Consider the following 18,181-nt stretch of genomic DNA (forward strand, 5'->3'; position numbering starts at 1 on the left):
GGTACCTGTATGGTTCAGTGCGTTCCCGGGCGATTAGCTCAGTGGGAGAGCGCTTCGTTCACACCGAAGAGGTCACTGGTTCGAACCCAGTATCGCCCACCGGGAGAGGCCGGTCCGTCATCGACGGACCGGCCTTGCTTGTTCCCTGGCGTCGTCGATGAGACAGCCGATCAGGCCGCCTGGGCGGGGAGTTCCGGTCGCAGCGGCCACGCCGGGTCCACCGACTCGTCTGAGCCGTTGCGCGCGAACCACGCCTGCAGGCCCCGGGCCTGCGCTGCGTGCCACACCGCCTGAAGGGTGTGCAGCTCCGGTGGTGAGAGCCGCTCGAGCCGAGAGGTGAAACGCCTCCCCACCGCACGTACCACCTCGAGCGCCGCCTGCGCATCGGACGCCGCGTCATGAGCCCCGTCCAAGGTGACCCCGTACTGCGCGCAGAGGTCCGTGAGCGTGCGCCTGCCCTTGCGGTAGCGGTCCAGATGCTTGTCGAGAACCCGCGGGTCCAGGACGCAGATCGGCACGTTCTCCAGATAGTGCGCCAGCGACGAGGCCCGGTGGCGGCGCAGTTCGCGGTCGAGCAGCGTCAGGTCGAACGGCGCGTTCATCACCACGAGCGGCCTGCCCGCGGCGCACTGCTCGGCGAGCGCCCGGCCTATCTCCTCCATCACCGGGGCGGGCCAGCGACCGTTGTGCTGCAGATGCTCATCCGTCAGTCCGTGCACGGCCGTGGCCTCGGCGGGCACCGGGATGCCCGGATTGACCAGCCAGGCGGTGACACGTGCACGGCCTCCCGCCGAATCCTGGACGACCAGCGCCGCGGAGACGATCCGGTCCTCCTCGACGTCCACTCCCGTTGTCTCGGTGTCAAATGCGGCCAGGGGCCCCTCATACCAGTGCGTCATCCCCGAACTCCTCGCCCATGCCTGGCAGATGGTGTGATCCCCCTGCCCGAATCGGTGATACCCGCCCTGTTTGCGCGGTACGCAACCGGGTGACAACAGAGATGACGGGGCGCGGGATTGACGGCTCGTCACGGGAAATCATCGGCATAGCCCGGAAGGCAGACGGAGCCATGGCGCTCGCGCAGCCCGAACCGGGTGCGCTGCCCGAGCGGACCGTACCGCTGCGCGGAGCACTCGCCACCACCGCCTGCATGGAGACACTCCAGGTGGGGTATCTGCACGCGGTCGCGGCCGCCGCGGGCTGCTCGCTGTCCCAGCCGTTCCCGGACAACGGGATCGACTGGCACGTCAGCCACAGCGCACCCGGACACACCGTCGACGACGAAGTCACCATCAAGGTGCAGCTGAAGGCGACCTATCAGATCCCGCCGCACCCGCCGGGGCCCGCGTTCTCCTTCACGCTCGACAACGAGCATCTGGTGAAGCTGGCCCGGACACCGGTGTCGGTGCACAAGATCCTCGTCGTGATGATCGTGCCGAGGACGAGGGAGGAGTGGCTGCGGGCCGGCCACGACCGACTGGACCTGCGGCACTGCTGCTACTGGACCAACCTGGCGGGCCACCCGGTGACGGGCCGGCGCAGGACCACCGTTCGCATCCCGACCTCGCGCATCTTCGACGACCGGGCGCTCTGCGAGATCATGACCCGGGTCGGGGTGGGAGGGAGACCGTGATGCACCGCCCCATCGACGAACCCCTGCAGCCGGGCGCCGGTTCGCACCCGCCTGTGCACCCGCAGCCGGTCCCCCTGCCCTTCCCGGCCGATGCGCCGGCGCCCTGGCACGGAAACGAGGGGCCGGACCCGGCGCACGTCGATCCCGTCGTGCTGGGCGCACTCCTCGACCGGCACGGATGGCGCAGGCGCGGCGGCGCGGCGGGGAGATACACACGCTGGACCCCGCCGGGGCCGGCCGCCGGGGGCACGAGTCTGCTCGTACCCGAGAGCCGGGCGTTCCCGGACTGCGAGGACCTGCTCGGCGAGGCACTCACGGCACTCGCCCGGTCGGCCGTGCCCTCGGCCCGCGAGGTGCTGGTCGGGCTCGCCGTCCCCAGCGACGAGATCCGCTGGTGGCGGGACGTGCCGCAGGGGCCGTCGGGCGCGGCCGCCTGGACCGTGCAGGAACAGCTGCGGTCGGCGGCCCGGCAGCTGCTGCTCGCCGGCGCCCTCGCGGCGCGCGGTCGCGCCGGCTACTACGGGGCCCGGCACCGGCGGCAGGCGCTCGCGGCCCTCGACGGCATTCTGGTCGGTCCGGCACCGGGCGGGCGCGGGCTCACCGCATTCGTGCCGGTGGAGACGGGCAGGTCCGTCGCGGTCAGACTGCACCACGCACTGCACGCCACCCGCGAGGCGGTCGACTACCAGCGGACCACCGGAGGGATGGAGGCCTTCGACACGGCCGTCGGGGCAGGGGTGAGCCGTGAGCTGACCGAGGCGGTCGTGGCGCTGGTGCGTGGTACCGAGGGTGCCCGTGTCGCCCTGGCCTGGTCACCGTCGGCCGGGGTTCCCGAAGGCTGTGCAGCCCGACCGGAGCCCGTCGAGTTCTCCCCGGGCGATCTGCCGGCCCTTCGCGAGGCGGGCGCCCGCTATCTGCGCGAGGAACCCTCGGTCCCTGTCCGTATCACCGGCGCGGTGGTGCGGATGCGGCGTTCGGGTACGCGGGGTCAGGGCACCGTACGGCTGCGCGTCCTGGCGGGGGCGGAGGTACCCCATGTCCGCGCGGTCCTCGACGAGGAGTCCTACCGCACCGCCGGCCATGCCCACCTGGTCGGTCTCCCCATCCGCGTGATAGGCCGCCTGGAGAGCCGCGGCGGCTTCCGCCGCCTCAGCGACGCGACGGGTGTGGTGCCGGTCCAGGTCGACGACACGGAACGCGACCGGCTGATGAAGGCGCTGCACGAGAACCTCGACTTCTTCGAGGACGCCTGGGGCGGGGAGGACTGACGGGGCCCGTCCGCACGGTGCTGCTGCCGCCACCGCCGGGGCACGCGCACGGCGTTCACGCCGGGCTGTCCGGCCGGGCGGCGATCCGGCCCGGGCGGCCTCGTCCGCCGGAAGGGCCGATCCGGTGCGCGTGACCCGGGGAGTGCGTGCAAACCGTTTCGCAGCCGGGCTCTCCGGCTCGGTAGCATGGCCTATTGCGTGCGCACCTTGTCGGCGTGCGTTTCCCCATCAGGCAGGAGAGACCGGTGTCAGACGTCCGTGTGATCATCCAACGCGATTCCGAGCGGGAAGAGCGCGTGGTGACCACGGGCACTACGGCGGCGGAGCTCTTCGCCGGAGAGCGCACCGTCATCGCAGCGCGCGTCGCCGGGGAGCTCAGGGACCTCGCCCACGAGGTGAAGGACGGCGAGGAGGTCGAGCCGGTCGAGATCTCCTCCCAGGACGGTCTCAACATCCTGCGGCACTCCACCGCGCACGTCATGGCGCAGGCAGTGCAGGAACTGTTCCCGGAGGCCAAGCTCGGCATCGGCCCGCCGGTCAAGGACGGCTTCTACTACGACTTCGACGTCGAGAAGCCGTTCACCCCCGAGGATCTCAAGACCATCGAGAAGAAGATGCAGGAGATCCAGAAGCGCGGTCAGCGCTTCTCCCGGCGCGTCGTCACCGACGAGGCCGCCCGCGAGGAGCTCGCCGCCGAGCCGTACAAGCTGGAGCTCATCGGCATCAAGGGGTCGGCGTCGACCGACGACGGCGCGAACGTCGAGGTCGGCGGCGGCGAGCTGACCATCTACGACAACCTCGACGCGAAGACCGGCGAGCTCTGCTGGAAGGACCTCTGCCGGGGTCCCCACCTGCCCACCACCCGCAACATCCCTGCGTTCAAGCTCATGCGCAACGCCGCCGCCTACTGGCGCGGCAGTGAGAAGAACCCGATGCTGCAGCGGATCTACGGCACCGCCTGGCCGTCCAAGGACGAGCTCAAGGCGCATCTCGACTTCCTGGCCGAGGCCGAGAAGCGTGACCACCGCAAGCTCGGCTCCGAACTGGACCTGTTCTCCATCCCGGACGAGATCGGCTCCGGCCTCGCCGTCTTCCACCCCAGGGGTGGAATCATCCGCCGGGCCATGGAGGACTACTCCCGGCGCCGACACGAGGAGGCGGGCTACGAGTTCGTCTACACCCCGCACGCCACCAAGGGGAAGCTCTTCGAGAAGAGCGGCCACCTGGACTGGTACGCCGAGGGCATGTACCCCCCCATGCAGCTCGACGAGGGCGTGGACTACTACCTCAAGCCCATGAACTGCCCGATGCACAACCTGATCTTCGATGCGCGCGGGCGTTCCTACCGTGAACTGCCGCTGCGACTCTTCGAGTTCGGGACCGTGTACCGGTACGAGAAGTCCGGCGTCGTGCACGGCCTCACCCGGGCCCGCGGCTTCACCCAGGACGACGCGCACATCTACTGCACGAAGGAGCAGATGGCGGACGAGCTCGACTCGCTGCTGACCTTCGTGCTGGACCTGCTGCGTGACTACGGTCTGACCGACTTCTATCTGGAGCTGTCCACCAAGGACCCGGAGAAGTTCGTCGGCTCGGACGAGGTCTGGGAAGAAGCCACCGAGGTGCTGCGGAAGGCCGCCGAGAAGCAGGGGCTGCCGCTGACCCCCGACCCGGGCGGTGCGGCGTTCTACGGCCCGAAGATCTCCGTCCAGGCGAAGGACGCCATCGGCCGCACCTGGCAGATGTCGACCATCCAGGTCGACTTCAACCTCCCGGAGCGCTTCGATCTCGAGTACACCGCGCCCGACGGCACCAAGCAGCGTCCGGTCATGATCCACCGCGCACTGTTCGGCTCCATCGAGCGGTTCTTCGCGGTGCTGCTCGAGCACTACGCGGGCGCGTTCCCGGCGTGGCTCGCCCCGGTGCAGGCGGTCGGCATCCCGGTCGGCGAGGCCCATGTGCCGTACCTGCAGGAGTTCGCCGACGAGGCGAAGAAGAAGGGGCTGCGGGTCGAGGTGGACGCCTCGTCCGACCGTATGCAGAAGAAGATCAGGAACCACCAGAAGCTGAAGGTGCCATTCATGATCATCGTCGGTGACGAGGACATGGCCGCGGGCACGGTGTCGTTCCGGTACCGCGACGGTGCGCAGGAGAACGGCGTTCCGCGGGACCAGGCGCTGGCCAAGCTCGTCGACGTGGTGGAGCGCCGCGTACAGGTGTGACGCGGTCCCCGCAGACGCGGGCGGGCCCATGGACACACGGTCCGTGGTCCCCGCCGGGTACCGGGCCCCCGGGAGGATCATCCTCCCGGGGGCCCTTTCTCGTCCTCGCGCCTGAAGACCTGCAGCAGCCAGGACGAGAACGACCCCGTCACCGCGCCCAGCAGGGCGAGCCCGCACATCATCATCCCCACCGCGATGAACCGCCCCAGCCTGGTCACCGGTGTCACGTCCCCGTAGCCGACGGTGGTCAGCGTCTCGCATGCCCACCACACGGCGTCGCCGAAGGTACGGATCGACGCCCCCGGCGCCGAGTGCTCCGCCTGGTAGACGGTGAGAGCCCCGGAGTAGCCCAGCAGAACCGCCGTCATGCCCGCGTACGCGATCACCCGCGTGTAGAGGCTCAGCCGTGGGTGGGCCCGCCGTCGTTGCACCGCCGTGTAGACCTTGAGCAACCGCAGCGGGCGCAGCAGAGGAAGGATCAGCACCACGGTGTCCAGCCAGTGCGTCCGCAGGAACCGGTGCAACCGCTGACCGCTCAACCGCAGCCGCACCCAGTAGTCGGCCGCGAAGACCAGCCACATCGCCAGCAGCAGCACAGCCGCGAGATTCCGCCAGATCAGGTCCACGTCCTCGGCCAGAACTCGTACCGAATACGCGGCCAGGAAGATCAGCGAGGCCCAGAACAGGGGCAGCTCGACGCGCTGCTCCCAGCGCTGGAGCGGGGTTTCCGCGTCGTCGACGTCCATCGGCCCAGCATCGCCGTGGGGCGGGCGGGTCCGCCCCCGGCGACACGCTTCGTACGGGCGAAGTCATATGCTGCACCACATGACGAGTGAGCCGGAGCAGCAGATCGGAGTCGGTATCCAGGACGCCTTCCAGCGTCTGTGGACGCCCCACCGGATGGCCTACATCCAGGGCGAGAACAAGCCGACCGGGCCGGGAGCCGAGGACGGCTGCCCGTTCTGCGCCATTCCCTCGAAGTCCGACGAGGACGGACTCGTCATCGCGCGTGGCGAGAGCGTCTACGCGGTGCTCAATCTGTATCCGTACAACGGCGGGCACCTGATGGTGGTGCCGTACCGGCACGTCGCCGACTACACGGACCTCGACGAGGCTGAGACGGCGGAGCTCGCCGCGTTCACCAAGCGGGCGATGACGGCTCTGCGCACGGCTTCCGGTGCGCACGGCTTCAACATCGGAATGAACCAGGGCTCGGTCGCGGGGGCCGGTATCGCCGCCCATCTGCACCAGCACCTCGTGCCGCGCTGGGGTGGCGACACCAACTTCATGCCGGTCGTCGGCCACACCAAGGTGCTGCCCCAACTCCTCGCCGACACACGGAAGATGCTCGCGGACGCCTGGCCGGCCGCGTAGGTGCGGCCGGCGCGGTCACGCGTCGTACACATCGGCCTTGCGCGGCGACGGGTCCTGCACCAACCCGCTGACGATCATGGAGCGGTTGCTGAAGCGCTCGGTGTCCACGCCGTTCTCCTCAAGCACCCTCATCGCGGCCGCATGCGTCACCCGCAGCACGGGAGTCGCCGCGCGCATGGCGTCGTCCGCCATGAAGCGATGCCGCCAGGGCTTGTCCGCCCACGCGTGCCGCAGCCCGAAGGGCTCCGGCAGGACCAGCTTTCCGCCCAGGAAGTCCAGCAGCGGCGGATACCAGGTGAACGGCGCCCGGACCATCAGCCGCACCACCTCGGGAGTCTCCACCAGCGGCAGTTGCCTGGTGGTGGTCTCCCAGAACCTGACGGTCTTGGCGACCTCGACCGTCTTGGGCGCGGGCTTGGTGGTGAAGAGGGAGTGGACCGGGCCGAGCGCATGCCCGGTCACCTCGATGCGCAGCGTCTCGAAGAGCACCGTGACCGTGATCATCATGGTGATCACCAGCTGGCCGTCCCACAGAGTGAACTGAACGCCCAGATAGTGGCGGTTTCCGCTGCCGAACTGCTGGTGGTCGCAGATGCGCTGTATCTCATGGCGCCTGACCTGGAACTTGTTGTCCACGTCCTGGCCCTCCGGCCTGGCCACCTCCGCCGCGTTCTCACCGACCGGCACCACGACCCAGTGCTTCACGGAGGGCGGCGGAAAACCTCCCGTGTGCAGCGGCCCGCGCTGCAGCAGCGTCAGCTGGTCGTGGATGACCTTGATGACGTCCCAGCTGCGGAACTGGTGGAACTCCTTGTGGGGTGCCTTCGCCACCAGCTCCTCGGCGAGCTGCCAGCTTCCCCAGCGGGTGCCCATGCCGAGTATCCCCTTGGGGCCCGCGTAGAAGACCGAATTGGCGTGCTGCTCCGCGGTGAGCAGTTCCAGCCCCTGGCGCAGCTGCTCCGCAGCGGTCTCGTTCGGATTGCCGGGCACGGCCTCCGGAACCTTCGCGCCGATGCCGCCACCGGACAGCAGGCTGTCCCAGCGCTCGCGCATGTCCTTGGCCGTGGACTCGCAGATCCGCTTGGCGAGCAGCCACCCGATGACCGGCGCGACGATCATGCCGCGCAGGTAGTACCCCCAGAAGCCGCTGAACGGCAGCTTCAGCAGGAAGATCACCGCCAGCAGGCCCACCGCCGCCATCAGCGCCCCGCCGAGCGCGCCCACCCTCTTGTCTTTCGCCCCTGCGATCATCCGGCGCAGCTGGAACACACCGATCCAGAGCAGCATCCCGGGCAGGAAGAGCAGCCCGAACACCGCCATGATCGCGGTGAGCTTCGCGTCCCGCTCCTTGCGGATCCGGGTCGCCGCGAGCGCGTGCTCGACTACGGCCTGCGGCTCGGTGCCGAACGACTGGATCAGCGGCTTGCGGCCGCCGCCGAGCATGCGCACCTGGACCGCCCGCGAGAACGCCTCACCCAGATTCGGCTCGAACAGCGAAATCTTGGGCTTGGTCACCTTGGACTCGTGCCACTCGCTGTTGGCCTTGAGGATGTCCTCCAGCTTGCCGTCCCGGTACGCGGCCGAGGCGAGCGCATGCGTGGCCGCCGTCTGACCGGCCGCCCCCTGCAGCGGGATCTGTGCCCCGGGTGAGAAATCGAATGCCTGGTCCGCCACCGCACCGCCCCCATCGCCGCAATCGTCCGCTCTGCGACCTGTTCCCGACTGCCGCGCCCCGCACACCTTCTGAGCTGGGCACCCCAGCGTATCGAGGACGCGCCGTGTCCGCCTCATCACCATGAAATGCCGCCCGCCGCAAGGGGGTACGGCGGGCGGCACGCACAACTCCTAGCCGGCTTCCGCCTGTTCGCGGATCTTGTCGGCCAGCTGTGGAGGCATCGCCTCATGACGGGCGTAGGAGCGGTCGAACCGGCCCGTGCCGTGGGAGATCGACCGCAGATCGACCGCGTACCGCCCGATCTCGATCTCCGGTACCTCGGCCCGCACCAACGTCCTTCCGGGGCCCGCCTGTTCGGTTCCGATCACCCGGCCGCGCCGTCCGGACAGATCGCTCATGACCGGTCCCACGTACTCGTCGGGCACCATCACCTGTACCTCTGCCACCGGCTCCAGCAGATGGATCCGGACGTCGGCCGCCGCCTCGCGCAGCGCCAGTGCACCCGCTGTCTGGAACGCGGCGTCGGACGAGTCCACCGAGTGCGCCTTGCCGTCCAGCAGCGTCACCCGGATGTCGACCAGGGGGTGGCCCGCCGCGACGCCCTTCGCCGCCTGCGCCCTGATCCCCTTCTCGACGGACGGGATGAACTGCCGCGGCACCGCACCTCCGACGACCTTGTCGACGAACTCGACACCGGAGCCGGGCGGCAGCGGCTCGACCTCGATCTCGCAGATCGCGTACTGGCCGTGGCCGCCGGACTGCTTCACATGGCGCCCGCGGCCCGCCGAGCGCTCACCGAACGTCTCCCGCAGCGACACCTTGTGCGGGACCACGTCGACCTGGACGCCGTACCGGCTGCGCAGTCGCTCCAGCGCCACGTCCATATGGGCCTCGCCCAGGCACCACAGGACCACCTGATGGGTGTCCTGGTTCTGCTCGAGACGCATGGTCGGGTCCTCGGCGACCAGCCGCGCGAGGCCTTGCGAGAGCCGGTCCTCGTCCGCCTTGCTGTGCGCCTGGATGGCCAGCGGAAGCAGCGGGTCCGGCATCGCCCACGGCTCCATCAGCAGGGGATCGTCCTTCGAGGACAGCGTGTCCCCGGTCTCGGCGCGTGCCAGCTTTGCGACACAGGCGAGATCGCCCGCGATGCACTCCGCGACCGTACGCTGCTGCTTGCCGAAGGGGGACGTCACCGCACCGATGCGCTCGTCGACGTCATGGTCCTCGTGACCCCGGTCCGCCAGACCGTGCCCGGACACATGCACCGTCTCGTCGGGGCGCAGCGTCCCCGAGAACACCCGGACCAGCGACAGGCGTCCGACGTAGGGGTCGGACGCGGTCCTCACCACCTCGGCCACCAGCGGGCCGCCCGGGTCGCAGCTGATCGCGGGACGGGCCCTGCCGTCGGGTGTGGTCACCGCGGGTGCCTCCCGCTCCAGCGGGGTCGGGAACCCGCCGGTGATCAGCTCCAGCAGCTCGACGGTGCCGAGCCCCTGCTTCCCACCGTTCGTCGGGGGCGCCGCGGCCAGCACGGGGTGGAAGGCCCCGCGGGCGACGGCCTTCTCCAGGTCGTCGATCAGCGTCTTGAGGTCGATCTCCTCGCCGCCCAGATAGCGGTCCATGAGGGTCTCGTCCTCGCTCTCGGCGATGATCCCCTCGATGAGCCGGTTCCGTGCCTCCTCGATCAGCGGCAGCTGGTCCGGGCCAGGGGCCTGTTCCGTGCGCTCGCCGTCGGAGTAGTCGAACAGCTTCTGCGACAGCAGCCCCATCAGACCGGTCACCGGCGCATGCCCGTCGGCGGCCTCGGGGCCGTGCAACGGCAGATAGAGCGGCAGGACGGCGTCCGGGTCGTCGCCGCCGAAGATCTGCCCGCAGACCCGGGTCAGCTCCTCGTAGCCCGTACGTGCCGTCTCCAGATGTGTGACCACGATCGCCCGGGGCATTCCGACGGCGGCGCATTCCTCCCACACCGTGCGTGTCGACGCCGCGACGGCGTCGGCCTCCTGGGCCGCGGAGACAACGAAAAGGGCCGCGTCCGCGGCTCGCAGACCGGCCCTGAGTTCCCCGACGAAGTCGGCGTATCCGGGGGTGTCCAGCAGATTGATCTTGTAGCCGCCCCATTCGACCGGGACGAGGCTGAGCTGTACGGAGCGTTGCTGGCGGTGCTCGATCTCGTCGTAGTCAGAGACCGTGCCGCCGTCCTCGACCCGGCCGGCCCTGTTGACCGCTCCGGAGGCCAGTGCGAGAGCCTCGACCAACGTCGTCTTGCCCGATCCACTGTGGCCGACCAGCACCACATTCCGTACGGATGTCGGCCGGTCGGCCGTCGTAGCCCTGCCGGCGGCTCCGGGGTGTGCGTTCGCCTTGTCGCCCATGATTCGTTCCTCCCGACTGATTGCACGGTGAGGTGAGGGCGCGGACCCGGGGGCCGTGATGGGGAGACCCCCGGCCGGAGGCTGAGGTTGCTCCGGCGAATGCCCGCGGTGGTCTTTCGAGCTTTCCACTCCCGTCATGGTGCGTCCATACGTCGTACGCGACCGGGGGAGTCCGCTGGTGCAGGACCGGCGTGGCTACGATGGGCCAGCCGGTGGCCGTAGGGGCCACGCGGCCCACCGAACCCTCGGGAAGGCCATGCTGAACAAGTACGCGCGTGCGTTTTTCACGCGTGTCCTCACACCGTTCGCCGCGTTTCTGCTTCGCCGCGGGGTGAGCCCCGACGCGGTCACGCTCGTGGGCACGGCCGGAGTCATGGTCGGCGCACTGGTCTTCTTCCCCCGCGGAGAGTTCTTTTGGGGGACCATCGTCATCACGCTGTTCGTCTTCTCGGACCTCGTCGACGGGAACATGGCGCGGCAGGCGGGGAGCTCCAGCCGGTGGGGAGCCTTCCTCGACTCGACGCTGGACCGGGTCGCGGACGGGGCGATCTTCGGCGGGTTCGCCCTCTGGTACGCGGGCAAGGGCGACGACAATGTGCTCTGCGCCGTGGCCATCTTCTGCCTGGCCAGCGGCCAGGTCGTTTCGTACACGAAGGCGCGCGGTGAGTCGATCGGACTGCCGGTCGCGGTGAACGGGCTGGTGGAACGGGCCGAGCGGCTCGTCATCTCCCTGGTCGCCGCGGGCCTCGCCGGGCTCCACACCTTCGGTGTTCCCGGCGTCCAGGTCCTGCTGCCGATCGCGCTCTGGATCGTGGCGGTCGGGTCCATGGTGACCCTGGGACAGCGAGTGGTGACGGTACGCCGTGAGGCGGCCGAGGCGGACGCCGCGGCGTCCTCGGGCGGGAGCGGGGCGGCGTCATGAAGGAACGGCTGACGGACGCGCTGTTCGGACTCGGCTGGTCCACGGTCAAGAAGCTCCCCGAGCCGGTCGCGGCCCGGCTGGGCCGGACCATTGCCGACGCGGCCTGGAGGCGGCGCGGCAAGGGTGTGCTGCGCCTCGAGTCCAATCTTGCCCGGGTGGTCCCCGACGCCGGGCCCGAGCGCCTCGCCGAGCTGTCCAGGGCCGGTATGCGCTCGTACATGCGGTACTGGATGGAGTCCTTCAGACTGCCGGCCTGGGACCAGGAGCGCGCGAGGCGGAGCGTCGTCATCGAGGACGTCCACCGCCTCACCGAGGGCGTCGCCGCGGGCAGGGGAGTCGTAGTCGCACTGCCCCACCTCGCCAACTACGACCTCGCCGGTGTCTGGGTCACCCGCGCGCTGGGCATCCCCTTCACCACGGTCGCCGAACGCCTCAAGCCGGAGACCCTGTTCGACCGCTTCGTCGCCTACCGCGAGTCACTCGGCATGGAGGTACTTCCGCACAGCGGTGGTTCCGCGTTCGGCACGCTGGCCAGACGGCTGCGTGACGGCGGTCTGGTCTGCCTGGTCGCCGACCGTGACCTGTCCGAGTCGGGCGTCGAGGTGAAGTTCTTCGGTGAGACGGCCCGGATGCCCCCGGGCCCGGCACTGCTCGCCCAGCAGACCGGCGCGCTGCTGTTCCCGGTGACGCTGTGGTACGACGAGACCGCCGTGATGAAGGGCCGCATCCACCCGCCCGTGGACATACCCGAAACGGGTACCCGGGCAGAGAAGACGTCCGTGATGACACAGACGCTGGCGGACGCCTTCGCCACAGGAATCGCCGACCACCCGGAGGACTGGCACATGCTGCAGCGGTTGTGGCTCGCAGACCTCGAGGAGCGGCAGACGTGAGGATCGGCATCGTCTGCCCGTACTCCTGGGACGTCCCCGGCGGCGTCCAGTTCCACATCAGGGACCTGGCCGAGCATCTGATCCGGCTGGGCCACCAGGTGTCGGTGCTGGCCCCCGCGGACGACGACACACCGCTGCCGCCGTACGTCGTCTCTGCCGGCCGTGCCGTGCCCGTGCCCTACAACGGCTCGGTCGCCCGGCTCAATTTCGGCTTTCTGTCCGCGGCGCGGGTACGGCGCTGGCTGCACGACGGCACGTTCGACGTCATCCACATCCACGAACCCACATCGCCCTCCCTCGGACTGCTGTCCTGCTGGGCGGCCCAGGGGCCGATCGTGGCCACTTTCCACACGTCCAATCCGCGGTCGCGGGCCATGATCGCCGCGTATCCGATCCTCCAGCCGGCACTGGAGAAGATCAGCGCGCGCATCGCGGTCAGCGAGTACGCACGCCGGACCCTCGTCGAGCACCTGGGAGGCGACGCTGTCGTCATCCCGAACGGCGTCGACGTGGACTTCTTCGCCGATGCCGAGCCGCGCCCCGAGTGGCAGAACGGGACGATCGGGTTCATCGGACGCATCGACGAGCCACGCAAGGGCCTGCCGGTGCTGATGAAGGCGCTGCCGAAGATCTTCGCGGAGCGGCCCGGCACGCGCCTGCTGGTCGCGGGCCGCGGTGACGAGGAGGAGGCCGTTGCCTCGCTCCCCGCGGAGCTCCGGTCGCGCGTGGAGTTCCTCGGCATGGTGAGCGACGAGGACAAGGCACGGCTGCTGCGCAGCGTCGATGTCTACGTCGCTCCCAACACCGGTGGCGAGAGCTTCGGGATCATCCTGGTCGAGGCACTGTCGGCGGGCGCACCGGTGCTGGCCTCCGACCTGGACGCATTCGCCCAGGTGCTGGACCAGGGCACGGCCGGCGAACTCTTCGCCAACGAGGACGCCGACGCGCTGTCCGACGCGGCCATCCGGCTGCTGGGCGACCCGGCGCGCCGCGAGGAGCTGCGGACGAAGGGCAGCGCCCATGTGCGGCGCTTCGACTGGTCGACGGTGGGCGCGGACATTCTCGCCGTGTACGAGACGGTGACGGACGGCGCGGCGTCGGTGGCGGCGGAGGAGAGGCCGGGCCTGATGGCACGCTTCGGCCTGGCCCGCGACTGACCCGTCGCGCGGCGGTCCGGGGTCCGATGCGCGGCTCCGCGCCCCCTCCCGAGTCGGGGGTGGGGGCCGGACGCCTGTGGGCATCACACCCACCGGCCCGCGTACGGACACGCACCGGGGCGGGGCCGTGCAGGGTCGACCCCGCAGGACTTCGGCGCAATCAGAGCCGCCCACCAGGCGGTACAGGGCCCCGGTCACCGAGGAGTCGAGCCCGGGGCCCCGCCCCACCACCCCGAGCCCGTCCGGCGATTGAGGACGGTCAGCCCGGCAGCCCCACCCGGTACCGGACCACCCCCTACCGCACACGGCGCCGCCTCGCACCGCCCAGCGGAACCGCGCCGCGCAGGACCCGGCAGGCGCACCGGTAGCCTTGCCGCCCGTGACCGCAACCTTGATCTGGATCCTCGTCGCGCTGGTCCTGACCGGCCTCTATCTGAGCTGGACGGCCGGCCGTCTCGACCGCCTGCACGCCCGGATCGACGCCGCCCGTGCCGCGCTGGACGCACAGCTGCTGCGCAGGGCCTCGGTCACCCAGGAGCTCGCCACCTCGGGGGTGCTCGATCCTGCTGCATCGATCGTGCTGTACGAGGCCGCGCACGCCGCCCGCCAGGCGGACGAGGAGCATCGCGAGGTCGCCGAGAGCGAGCTGAGCCAGGCGCTGCGGGCCGTCTTCGGGGAACCGGAGCAGGTCGAGGCCGTACGGGACGCACCCGGCGGCGACGACGCCGCCGACGAGCTTGCGGCGGCGGTGCGGCGGGTACCCATGGCCCGGCGCTTCCACAACGATGCCGTACGTGCCGCGCGGGCGCTGCGCAGGCACCGCAAGGTCCGCTGGTTCAGACTGGCAGGACACGCTCCGTTCCCCCTGGCGTTCGAGATGGACGACGAGCCGCCGACGGCGCTGGCGGACCGGCCCGCCTGACTCGTCACCGGGACCGCAAAACGAGCCACTGCCTCATCATTGGCCCTTGCAGTGGCCTGGTGCGGCCCTGTTTCCTCGACGGAGCATCGAAACAGTCGTCACCGAATGAGGTCGATCGTGTCCACCACGCTTCCCACCACTCCCGAGACCCCCGAGACCGGCACCGCGCGCGTCAAGCGCGGTATGGCCGAGCAGCTCAAGGGCGGCGTGATCATGGACGTGGTCAACGCCGAGCAGGCCAAGATCGCCGAGGACGCGGGCGCCGTCGCCGTCATGGCCCTGGAGCGCGTTCCCGCCGACATCCGCAAGGACGGCGGCGTGGCCCGGATGTCCGACCCGAACATGATCGAGGAGATCATCGACGCGGTCTCCATCCCGGTCATGGCCAAGTCCCGGATCGGCCACTTCGTCGAGGCCCAGGTGCTGCAGTCGCTCGGTGTCGACTACATCGACGAGTCCGAGGTCCTGACCCCGGCCGACGAGGTCAACCACTCGGACAAGTGGGCGTTCACGACCCCGTTCGTGTGCGGCGCCACCAACCTGGGCGAGGCCCTGCGCCGTATCGCCGAGGGCGCGGCCATGATCCGCTCGAAGGGCGAGGCCGGCACCGGCAACGTCGTCGAGGCCGTCCGCCACCTGCGCCAGATCAAGAACGAGATCGCCAAGCTGCGCGGCTTCGACAACAACGAGCTGTACGCCGCCGCCAAGGAACTGCGCGCCCCGTACGAGCTCGTGCAGGAGGTCGCCCGGCTCGGCAAGCTGCCGGTCGTGCTGTTCTCCGCCGGTGGTGTCGCCACCCCCGCCGACGCCGCGCTGATGCGCCAGCTCGGTGCCGAGGGCGTCTTCGTCGGTTCCGGCATCTTCAAGTCCGGCGACCCGGCCAAGCGTGCCGCGGCCATCGTGAAGGCCACCACCTTCTACGACGACCCGAAGATCATCGCGGACGCCTCCCGCAACCTGGGCGAGGCCATGGTGGGCATCAACTGCGACACCCTCCCCGAGGGCGAGCGCTACGCGAACCGCGGCTGGTAGTCACTCATGAGCACACCCGTCATCGGTGTCCTGGCGCTCCAGGGCGACGTACGGGAGCACCTGATCGCCCTGGCCGCGGCCGACGCCGTGGCCAGGCCGATCCGGCGCCCCGAGGAGCTCGCCGAGGTCGACGGCCTCGTCATACCGGGCGGCGAGTCCACCACCATCTCCAAGCTGGCCCATCTCTTCGGCATGATGGAGCCGCTGCGTGAGCGCGTCCGCGCGGGCATGCCGGTCTACGGCACCTGCGCCGGTCTGATCATGCTCGCCGAGAAGATCCTCGACCCCCGCTCGGGGCAGGAGACCATCGGTGGCATCGACATGATCGTCCGCCGCAATGCCTTCGGGCGGCAGAACGAGTCCTTCGAGTCCGCCGTCGCGGTCACGGGCATCGACGGCGATCCCGTCGAGGGCGTCTTCATCCGTGCCCCGTGGGTCGAGTCCGTGGGTGCCGAGGCCGAGGTGCTCGCCGAGCACGAGGGCCACATCGTCGCCGTACGCCAGGGCAACGCACTCGCCACGTCGTTCCACCCGGAACTGACCGGCGACCACCGCGTGCACGCCCTGTTCGTCGACATGGTGCGCGCCCTGCACTGATCCGATCCCGGTAGGATCACAGGCGAACGCAGCAGGGATCGGTTACGCGAAGGAGACAGGCAGATGTCCGGCCACTCTAAATGGGCCACGACGAAGCACAAGAAGGCCGTGATCGACGCCAAGCGCGGCAAGCTCTTCGCGAAGCTGATCAAGAACATCGAGGTCGCAGCCCGCACGGGCGGCGCCGACGTCGACGGCAACCCCACCCTCTTCGACGCCATCCAGAAGGCCAAGAAGAGCTCGGTACCGAACAAGAACATCGACTCCGCGGTCAAGCGCGGCGCCGGCCTCGAGGCCGGTGGCGCCGACTACGAGACGATCATGTACGAGGGTTACGGCCCGAACGGTGTCGCGGTGCTCATCGAGTGCCTCACCGACAACCGCAACCGCGCCGCCTCCGACGTCCGTGTCGCCATGACCCGCAACGGCGGTTCCATGGCCGACCCCGGCTCGGTGTCGTACCTCTTCAACCGCAAGGGCGTCGTCGTCCTGCCGAAGGGCGAGCTGAGCGAGGACGACGTGCTCGGTGCGGTGCTCGACGCCGGCGCCGAGGAGGTCAACGACCTCGGCGAGAACTTCGAGGTCATCAGCGAGGCCACCGACCTGGTCGCGGTGCGCACCGCGCTGCAGGAGGCCGGAATCGACTACGACTCGGCCGAGGCCAACTTCGTCCCGACCATGCAGGTCGAACTGGACGAGGAGGGCGCGCGCAAGATCTTCAAGCTGATCGACGCGCTGGAGGACAGCGACGACGTGCAGAACGTCTTCGCCAACTTCGATGTCTCGGACGAGGTCATGGAGAAGGTCGACGCCTGATCCGGCCGGATCGGGCTGGGTACGACGGGCCGACGGGGACACACCCCGTCGGCCCGTCGCGTTGTGGGCCGTTGTCAGTGGGAGCCGATAGCCTGCACAAACAGGGGGTGCCACCCGGCGACAGCCGGGTGAGAGCAGAAGGAGGGGCGGGCGTGCGCGTGCTGGGGGTGGACCCGGGACTCACCCGTTGCGGCGTCGGCGTGGTCGAGGGTGTCGCCGGCCGTCCGCTGACGATGGTCGGCGTCGGCGTCGTACGGACGCCCGCCGATGCGGACATCGGCCACCGGCTGGCCGCCATCGAGCGGGGCATCGAGGAATGGCTCGATCTGCACAGTCCCGAAGTGGTCGCGGTGGAGCGGGTGTTCAGTCAGCACAACGTCCGCACGGTCATGGGCACGGCGCAGGCCAGCGCAATCGCGATGCTGTGCGCCGCCCGCCGCGGCCTGCCCGTCGCACTGCACACCCCGAGCGAGGTCAAGGCCGCCGTCACCGGTACGGGCCGCGCCGACAAGGCCCAGGTCGGTGCGATGGTGACCCGCCTGCTGCGGCTCGACGCCCCGCCGAAGCCGGCCGACGCCGCCGACGCCCTCGCCCTCGCCATCTGCCACATCTGGCGCGCCCCCGCGCAGAACCGCCTCCAGCAGGCGGTCGCCGCACACCACGCGATGAAAGGCCGGACCACATGATCGCCTTCGTGAGCGGCCCGGTCGCCGCTCTCGCCCCGACGACCGCAGTGATCGAGGTCGGCGGCGTCGGCATGGCCGTGCAGTGCACGCCGAACACCCTGTCGGAGCTGAGGATCGGTCAGGAGGCCAGGCTCGCCACGTCCTTGGTCGTCCGCGAGGATTCGCTGACGTTGTACGGTTTCGCCGACGACGACGAGCGCCAGGTCTTCGAGCTGCTCCAGACCGCGAGCGGGGTCGGTCCGCGCCTCGCCCAGGCGATGCTCGCGGTGCACACTCCGGACGCACTGCGCCGCGCTGTGGCCACGGAGGACGAAAAGGCTTTGACCGCCGTCCCGGGCATCGGCAAGAAGGGTGCCCAGAAGCTGCTCCTCGAGCTGAGGGACCGCCTCGGTGAGCCGATCGGCTCCGGGGGAGGGGCCGTCGGAGCCCCCGTCACCCAGTCCTGGCGCGACCAGCTGCACGCCGCGCTGATCGGCCTCGGCTATGCCACCCGCGAGGCCGACGAGGCAGTCACCGCCGTGACGCCCGTGGCCGAGGCGGCGACCGGCGAGCCGCAGATCGGCCGGCTGCTCAAGGCCGCTCTCCAGACCCTGAACCGCACCCGCTGAC

At 70.0% G+C, this 18,181-nt stretch carries 17 protein-coding genes and 1 tRNA gene; 14 read left to right on the forward strand and 4 right to left on the reverse strand.

Annotated elements, in window-relative coordinates; genetic code table 11:
- The first annotated feature begins 27 nt into the window (after positions 1–27).
- Positions 28–99, forward strand: a tRNA-Val gene (locus AC068D_RS23120).
- A gap of 71 nt (positions 100–170) precedes the next feature.
- Here AC068D_RS23120 and AC068D_RS23125 read toward each other — a convergent pair.
- Entirely contained in the window at positions 171–899 is a 729-nt protein-coding gene (locus AC068D_RS23125; RefSeq protein ID WP_478824925.1) for an exonuclease domain-containing protein, read from the reverse strand.
- A 170-nt stretch (positions 900–1,069) separates the two neighbouring features.
- Between AC068D_RS23125 and AC068D_RS23130 the strand changes: the two genes are divergently transcribed.
- From AC068D_RS23130 to thrS, 3 genes are all read left to right on the forward strand, one after another.
- Positions 1,070–1,633, forward strand: coding sequence for a DUF4365 domain-containing protein (locus AC068D_RS23130; protein WP_478824926.1), 564 nt, complete (start codon positions 1,070–1,072; stop codon positions 1,631–1,633).
- A complete protein-coding gene (locus AC068D_RS23135) occupies positions 1,633–2,901 on the forward strand; it encodes a hypothetical protein (protein WP_478824927.1) in 1,269 nt (422 codons plus the stop codon). The genes AC068D_RS23130 and AC068D_RS23135 overlap by 1 nt, the downstream gene beginning before the upstream one ends.
- Before the next feature lie 245 nt (positions 2,902–3,146).
- Positions 3,147–5,123: a threonine--tRNA ligase gene (thrS, locus tag AC068D_RS23140; RefSeq protein ID WP_478824928.1), complete on the forward strand. Its 1,977-nt coding sequence runs from the start codon at positions 3,147–3,149 to the stop codon at positions 5,121–5,123.
- 77 nt (positions 5,124–5,200) lie between these two features.
- Here the strand turns inward: thrS and AC068D_RS23145 are convergent, their stop codons facing one another.
- Positions 5,201–5,869 (reverse strand): potassium channel family protein, encoded by a 669-nt coding sequence (locus tag AC068D_RS23145; protein ID WP_478824929.1) that lies wholly within the window; start codon positions 5,867–5,869, stop codon positions 5,201–5,203.
- Between the two features lie 67 nt (positions 5,870–5,936).
- On the opposite strand from AC068D_RS23145, the gene AC068D_RS23150 reads away from it, so the two are divergent.
- Entirely contained in the window at positions 5,937–6,497 is a 561-nt protein-coding gene (locus AC068D_RS23150) for an HIT family protein (RefSeq protein ID WP_478824930.1), read from the forward strand.
- Positions 6,498–6,512: 15 nt separating this feature from the next.
- Here AC068D_RS23150 and AC068D_RS23155 read toward each other — a convergent pair whose 3' ends face one another.
- Both AC068D_RS23155 and AC068D_RS23160 read right to left on the reverse strand, forming a co-directional pair.
- A complete protein-coding gene (locus tag AC068D_RS23155; RefSeq protein ID WP_478824931.1) occupies positions 6,513–8,171 on the reverse strand; it encodes a hypothetical protein in 1,659 nt (552 codons plus the stop codon).
- A 171-nt stretch (positions 8,172–8,342) separates the two neighbouring features.
- Positions 8,343–10,547 carry an elongation factor G-like protein EF-G2 gene (locus tag AC068D_RS23160; protein WP_478824932.1) on the reverse strand — a complete coding sequence of 735 codons (2,205 nt, stop codon included), beginning with the start codon at positions 10,545–10,547 and terminating at the stop codon, positions 8,343–8,345.
- A gap of 256 nt (positions 10,548–10,803) precedes the next feature.
- Between AC068D_RS23160 and pgsA the strand changes: the two genes are divergently transcribed.
- The 9 genes from pgsA (at position 10,804) to ruvA (ending at position 18,180) form a co-directional block, all read left to right on the forward strand.
- Positions 10,804–11,469, forward strand: coding sequence for a phosphatidylinositol phosphate synthase (pgsA, locus tag AC068D_RS23165; RefSeq protein WP_478824933.1), 666 nt, complete (start codon positions 10,804–10,806; stop codon positions 11,467–11,469).
- Positions 11,466–12,362: a phosphatidylinositol mannoside acyltransferase gene (locus tag AC068D_RS23170; protein WP_478824934.1), complete on the forward strand. Its 897-nt coding sequence runs from the start codon at positions 11,466–11,468 to the stop codon at positions 12,360–12,362. The genes pgsA and AC068D_RS23170 overlap by 4 nt, the downstream gene beginning before the upstream one ends.
- On the forward strand, positions 12,359–13,519 hold the full coding sequence (locus tag AC068D_RS23175) for a glycosyltransferase family 4 protein (protein ID WP_478824935.1): 1,161 nt from the start codon (positions 12,359–12,361) through the stop codon (positions 13,517–13,519). Before AC068D_RS23170 ends, AC068D_RS23175 begins: the two co-directional genes overlap by 4 nt.
- A 379-nt stretch (positions 13,520–13,898) precedes the next feature.
- Complete coding sequence (locus AC068D_RS23180) at positions 13,899–14,441, forward strand: hypothetical protein (RefSeq protein WP_478824936.1); 543 nt, start codon at positions 13,899–13,901, stop codon at positions 14,439–14,441.
- 105 nt (positions 14,442–14,546) lie between these two features.
- Positions 14,547–15,473: a pyridoxal 5'-phosphate synthase lyase subunit PdxS gene (pdxS, locus tag AC068D_RS23185; RefSeq protein WP_478824937.1), complete on the forward strand. Its 927-nt coding sequence runs from the start codon at positions 14,547–14,549 to the stop codon at positions 15,471–15,473.
- Between the two features lie 6 nt (positions 15,474–15,479).
- Positions 15,480–16,070, forward strand: coding sequence for a pyridoxal 5'-phosphate synthase glutaminase subunit PdxT (pdxT, locus tag AC068D_RS23190; RefSeq protein ID WP_478824938.1), 591 nt, complete (start codon positions 15,480–15,482; stop codon positions 16,068–16,070).
- A gap of 63 nt (positions 16,071–16,133) precedes the next feature.
- Entirely contained in the window at positions 16,134–16,886 is a 753-nt protein-coding gene (locus tag AC068D_RS23195; RefSeq protein WP_478824939.1) for a YebC/PmpR family DNA-binding transcriptional regulator, read from the forward strand.
- Positions 16,887–17,038: 152 nt separating this feature from the next.
- Positions 17,039–17,572, forward strand: a complete 534-nt coding sequence (gene ruvC / locus AC068D_RS23200) for a crossover junction endodeoxyribonuclease RuvC (RefSeq protein ID WP_478824940.1) — start codon at positions 17,039–17,041, stop codon at positions 17,570–17,572.
- On the forward strand, positions 17,569–18,180 hold the full coding sequence (gene ruvA, locus AC068D_RS23205; protein ID WP_478824941.1) for a Holliday junction branch migration protein RuvA: 612 nt from the start codon (positions 17,569–17,571) through the stop codon (positions 18,178–18,180). The genes ruvC and ruvA overlap by 4 nt, the downstream gene beginning before the upstream one ends.
- The last annotated feature ends 1 nt before the right edge of the window (position 18,181 follow it).

Source organism: Streptomyces sp. NPDC043861 (genome assembly GCF_056435905.1).

Coding starts and splice junctions, on each gene's coding strand:
- AC068D_RS23130 (WP_478824926.1), top strand. CDS start 1,070: ATGGCGCTCGCGCAGCCCGAACCGGGTGCGCTGCCCGAGCGGACCGTA.
- ruvA (WP_478824941.1), top strand. CDS start 17,569: ATGATCGCCTTCGTGAGCGGCCCGGTCGCCGCTCTCGCCCCGACGACC.
- AC068D_RS23125 (WP_478824925.1), bottom strand. CDS start 899: ATGACGCACTGGTATGAGGGGCCCCTGGCCGCATTTGACACCGAGACA.
- pdxT (WP_478824938.1), top strand. CDS start 15,480: ATGAGCACACCCGTCATCGGTGTCCTGGCGCTCCAGGGCGACGTACGG.
- pgsA (WP_478824933.1), top strand. CDS start 10,804: ATGCTGAACAAGTACGCGCGTGCGTTTTTCACGCGTGTCCTCACACCG.
- AC068D_RS23160 (WP_478824932.1), bottom strand. CDS start 10,547: ATGGGCGACAAGGCGAACGCACACCCCGGAGCCGCCGGCAGGGCTACG.
- AC068D_RS23135 (WP_478824927.1), top strand. CDS start 1,633: ATGCACCGCCCCATCGACGAACCCCTGCAGCCGGGCGCCGGTTCGCAC.
- pdxS (WP_478824937.1), top strand. CDS start 14,547: ATGAGGTCGATCGTGTCCACCACGCTTCCCACCACTCCCGAGACCCCC.
- AC068D_RS23170 (WP_478824934.1), top strand. CDS start 11,466: ATGAAGGAACGGCTGACGGACGCGCTGTTCGGACTCGGCTGGTCCACG.
- AC068D_RS23195 (WP_478824939.1), top strand. CDS start 16,134: ATGTCCGGCCACTCTAAATGGGCCACGACGAAGCACAAGAAGGCCGTG.
- AC068D_RS23150 (WP_478824930.1), top strand. CDS start 5,937: ATGCTGCACCACATGACGAGTGAGCCGGAGCAGCAGATCGGAGTCGGT.
- AC068D_RS23145 (WP_478824929.1), bottom strand. CDS start 5,869: ATGGACGTCGACGACGCGGAAACCCCGCTCCAGCGCTGGGAGCAGCGC.